Consider the following 4340-nt stretch of genomic DNA (forward strand, 5'->3'; position numbering starts at 1 on the left):
CTGTACATGGTCGTGTTTTCCTGCACGATGCACGGATACGCGCCGAGGCGCAGGGTGCCGCCCTTGTCGATCTCATCGTTCTGTCCGGGCATAAAGTCGATCACCTTGGGAACATTCTGAGCGAACTCTCCGGAGTTCGCTTTTTTGATGCCCGCGACATTTCTTGCGTATTCGATGACCGCAATCTGCATACCCAGACAAATGCCGAAGTACGGCATTTCATGCTCTCTTGCGTACTGCGCGGCGATGATCATGCCCTCGATCCCGCGCTGACCAAAGCCGCCCGGGACGATAATGCCGTCAGTCTCGCCTAGGATATGATCGACGTTCTCCGCAGTGATACTTTCCGCGTCGATCCACTTGATCTCAACCGACGCGCCCTGATAGTAGCCCGCATGACGGAGTGCTTCGGCTACGCTGAGATAAGCGTCGTGCAGCTCCACATACTTGCCCACCAGACCGATCTTGACTGTTCTTTCACGCGTCTTGATACGATCGACCATGTGCTCCCAGTCGCTCAGATCGGGCTTGTGGGATTTCAGATTCAGCTCGCGGCATACGATATCGGAGAGGTGCGCCTTCTCGAGCATCAAGGGCGCTTCATACAGCACGGGCAGGGTGAGATTCTCGATCACGCAGTCAGGCCATACGTTGCAGAAGCCTGCGATCTTATCGAAAATTCCCTTGTCGGTGATCGGCTCATCGGTACGCAGGATGATGATATCGGGCGATACGCCGAAGCCCTGTAATTCCTTGACGGAGTGTTGGGTAGGCTTGCTCTTATGCTCGCCGGACGCTTTGAGATACGGCACGAGGGTGACGTGAATGTACAAACGGTTGTCCTCGCCCACCTCATGACCTACCTGGCGGATCGCTTCGATGAACGGCTGGCTCTCGATATCACCGATCGTACCGCCGATCTCAGTGATGACGACGTCCGCGTCAGTCTTTTTGCCGACGCTGTAGATGAAGCGCTTGATCTCGTCCGTGATATGCGGAATCACCTGTACCGTTTTGCCGAGATACTCGCCGTGACGTTCCTTGTTGAGCACGTTCGAGTAGACCTTACCTGTGGTAAGGTTACTGTATTTGTTCAGGTTCTCATCAATAAACCGCTCATAATGGCCTAGGTCGAGGTCGGTCTCGGCGCCGTCCTCGGTCACATACACTTCGCCGTGCTGATAAGGACTCATAGTGCCGGGATCGACGTTGATATACGGGTCGAGCTTCTGGGCGGCGACCTTCAAGCCGCGCGCTTTCAGCAGTCTGCCGAGTGAGGCGGCGGTGATGCCCTTGCCCAGTCCCGACACAACGCCTCCGGTTACAAATATATATTTTGTCATACATACACCTTCCTATAAATTTGTATATCCCATCAGGCTTTCGTCCACCTCACGGGCGCAGTCTCTGCCCTCGCGAATCGCCCATACCACCAGCGACTGACCGCGGTGCATATCGCCTGCCGTGAACACCCTGTCGACAGAGGTTTGATGACTGCCTGTTTCCGTCCGCACATTCGTCCTACCGTCGACTGCTACGCCGAACGCATCGGTGATATAGCTCTCACTGCCCAAGAAGCCTGCCGCGATCAACAGCAGATCGACGTCGATCGTGTATTCGCTGTCTTCAACAGGTACCATCCTCAGCCGTCCGGTCGCTTCATCCTTCTCGGCGTTCAGCTTCACGAGCACCGCCTGTTTCAGCTTTCCGCTCTCATCGCTGATCAGCTTTTTCACGGTCGTTTGATAAACTCTCGGATCGCTGCCGTAAACCGCGGCGGCTTCCTCCTGACCGTAATCTGTCTTACAGACGCGCGGCCATTCCGGCCACGGGTTGTCCTCTGACCGGGTATCGGGGAGCTTGGGCATCATCTCGAGCTGGATGACACTTTTTGCGCCGTGACGAACGCAGGTGCCGACGCAGTCGTTGCCGGTATCGCCGCCCCCGACGATCAGGACGTTCTTGTCCTTTGCGGAGATATAGGATCCCTCCTGCAAGCCGTTATCGAGCAGTGCCTTAGTGGTGGAGCGCAGGAAATCGACCGCAAAATATACGCCGTCCGCTTCTCGTCCTTCGACCGCGATATCGCGCGGGTGGGATGCGCCGCACGCGAGGATCACACGGTCGTATTCTGAGAGCAGTTCTTCGGCAGATACATCAACGCCGACGTTGACGTTTACTTTGAATGTAACTCCCTCGGCTTTCATCACGTTGATCTTGCGCTCGATGATGTGCTTTTCGAGCTTCATGTTCGGGATGCCGTACATCAGCAGTCCGCCGACACGATCGCTCCGCTCATACACCGTGACAGAATGACCGCGGCGGTTGAGTTGATCGGCGGCGGCAAGTCCCGAGGGGCCGGAGCCGATGACGGCGATCTTTTTCCCTGTCCGCTGTTTCGGCGGCATTGGCTCTGCCCAGCCTTCTTGATATGCCGTTTCGATGATATCATATTCATTGGCGCGAACCGTGACAGGATCGCCGTTTGAGCCGCAGGTACACGCCTTTTCGCATAATGCAGGACACACGCGTGAGGTGAACTCGGGAAAGCTGTTGGTCATTTTCAGACGATTGTACGCCTGTTTCCAAGCGCCGAGGCTGACAAGATTGTTCCATTCGGGGATCAAGTTGTTCAGCGGACAGCCCGATATCATGCCGCTGATCGGCAAGCCTGCCTGACAGAACGGTACGCCGCAGTGCATACAACGCTCGCCCTGATGCTTGCGATCCGCTTCCCTGATCGGGGTGTGGAATTCGTTATAATTTTTGATCCGTTCTTCCACGGCCGACGAGGGATTATCCTGTCGTGTATATTCCATAAATCCGTTGGGATTTCCCATACTGCACTCCTCCTTATCTCGAGCGGATCAGCTGATAGAAGGCTTCGATCTTGGCGCTGTCCTCGTCAGCCTGTCGCTTCCACATGCTCCGTGATCAGCATTCTCAGCTCGTCAATATCCTTTTGCTCGCTCAGTTCCGTACACTCTACCAGCTCTTTGTTCAGCCTTTTATAAAGGTGATGGTGTTCATCCAGTACATAGGCGATACCGCCCGACATACCGGCGGCAAAATTCTTGCCGGTGCTGCCGAGGATGACGACCTTGCCGCCTGTCATATATTCACATCCGTGCTCGCCGACGCCCTCGACGACGGCTGTCGCGCCCGAATTGCGCACACAAAAGCGCTCGCCCGCGATACCGTTGATAAACGCCTTGCCGCTTGTCGCGCCATAGAGAGCGACGTTGCCGATGATGATGTTCTCCTCCGCCTTGAAGCGACTGTGTTCATCGGGGTAAACGATCAGCTTACCGCCCGATAATCCTTTTCCGAAATAGTCATTGCTGTCGCCTTTGAGCTCCATCGTCAAGCCCCTCGGGATAAACGCGCCAAAGCTCTGACCGCCCGAGCCGTTGCAGATGATCCGATAGGTATCGTCATTGAGATCCTCGCCGTATTTTTTGGTGATCTCGGAGCCGAACGCCGTACCGAGGGAGCGGTCGGTGTTGCGGACATCGATCTCTATCTGAGCCGACTTGCCCTCGCGCAGTGCTTTTTTGAACGCTTTTATGATCACCTTTTCATCGAGTGTATCGGAGAGTTTGAAGTCATAGGGGTCCTTTTCATCATAGCGGATCGGCATATCATCAAGACCGTTATCAAGAATAACGGAGACGTCAATCTGCTGTTCACGCGGCGAAAGATTGTCCCGCTTTTTCAAAAGATCCTTTCGTCCGATCAGCTCGTCAATGGTATGCACGCCCAGCCGCGCCATATACTCGCGCAGTTCCTGTGCGATAAAGCGCATGAAATTGACGACGTACTCGGGCTTGCCCATAAAGCGTTTTCTCAGCTCGGGGTTCTGCGTTGCTACGCCGAAGGGACAGGTGTCGAGGTTGCAGACGCGCATCATCGCACAGCCCAAGGTCACCAGCGGCGCGGTCGCAAAGCCGAATTCCTCCGCACCGAGGATCGCCGCGATCGCGACGTCACGGCCTGTCATCAGCTTGCCGTCCGTCTCAATGACGACCTTATGCCGCAGTCCGTTGAGCAGGAGCGTTTGGTGCGCTTCGGCAAGACCCAGCTCCCACGGCAGGCCCGCGTTATAGATCGAGCTGCGCGGAGCGGCGCCTGTACCGCCGTCATAGCCCGAGATCAAGATGACCTCTGCGCCTGCCTTCGCCACGCCTGCGGCTACCGTGCCGACGCCTGCTTGTGAGACGAGCTTGACGGAGATACGTGCCTTTTTGTTCGCGTTTTTCAGGTCATAGATCAGCTGAGCCAGATCCTCGATCGAATAGATATCGTGATGCGGCGGCGGTGAGATCAGCGACACGCCCGGG

General features: G+C 55.9%; 3 protein-coding genes. All 3 read right to left on the minus strand.

Annotated elements, in window-relative coordinates:
* On the minus strand, nt 1-1343 hold a 1343-nt coding region (locus R2I50_RS10065), incomplete at its 3' end, for a CTP synthase (RefSeq protein WP_316609010.1).
* Nucleotides 1344-1355: 12 nt separating this feature from the next.
* Nucleotides 1356-2840, minus strand: coding sequence for a glutamate synthase subunit beta (locus R2I50_RS10070; protein WP_316609011.1), 1485 nt, complete (start codon nt 2838-2840; stop codon nt 1356-1358).
* Between the two features lie 65 nt (nt 2841-2905).
* Nucleotides 2906-4340, minus strand: a 1435-nt coding sequence (locus R2I50_RS10075; protein WP_399552887.1) for a glutamate synthase-related protein, incomplete at its 5' end; no start/stop codon positions are given.

Origin of the sequence: uncultured Ruminococcus sp., from assembly GCA_902785355.1 — a bacterium.
Taxonomy (GTDB): domain Bacteria; phylum Bacillota; class Clostridia; order Oscillospirales; family Acutalibacteraceae; genus Ruminococcoides.

Bases quoted from the DNA above. Each gene is read 5' to 3' on its own strand.
- R2I50_RS10070 (WP_316609011.1), bottom strand. From the start codon at position 2,840: ATGGGAAATCCCAACGGATTTATGGAATATACACGACAGGATAATCCC.